1 protein-coding gene is annotated in these 434 nt (G+C 44.7%); it reads left to right on the top strand.

The genetic code is table 11. From position 1 onward, the window contains the following. Positions 1-55: 55 nt before the first annotated feature. Positions 56-434 (top strand): phosphotriesterase (locus tag RTW80_RS27370; RefSeq protein WP_312721225.1); only part of this gene is annotated, 379 nt, incomplete at its 3' end.

The raw sequence follows: 434 nt of genomic DNA, 5'->3' as shown, positions 1-434 counted from the left end.
CCACTATTCCGGAATACAGAACCTCGAAAACAATGAAGAAAATGGAGGTATAATCATGAAAGATTATCTACAAACTGTGACGGGCCCCGTCGCCCGTGAAGATATGGGGCTAACACTTCCTCATGAACATCTGTTCAACGATCTTTCCTCTGTTGTGGATGCTCCTTGCTATCCTTTTTCACAACGGCTTGTTGATAAAAAAGTCACGGCAGAAATCCAGTGGGCATTAAAACACGATCCTTATTGCTGCGCTGATAATATGGACCGCAAACCTATTGAAGATGTGATCTTCGAAATTAATAACTTTATCTCGCTCGGTGGTCGCACCATTGTTGATGCCACAGGGTCTGAGTCTATCGGACGAGATGCGCAGGCATTACGAGAAGTCGCATTAAAAACAGGTCTGAATATTGTTGCTTCCTCCGGTCCCTACC

Source organism: Escherichia sp. AM3, assembly GCF_032029835.1.
Taxonomy (GTDB): Bacteria; Pseudomonadota; Gammaproteobacteria; order Enterobacterales; family Enterobacteriaceae; genus Escherichia; species Escherichia coli.
Note: the sequence above shows the minus strand (reverse complement) of the source record. Positions and strands in the feature narration are given on the sequence as shown.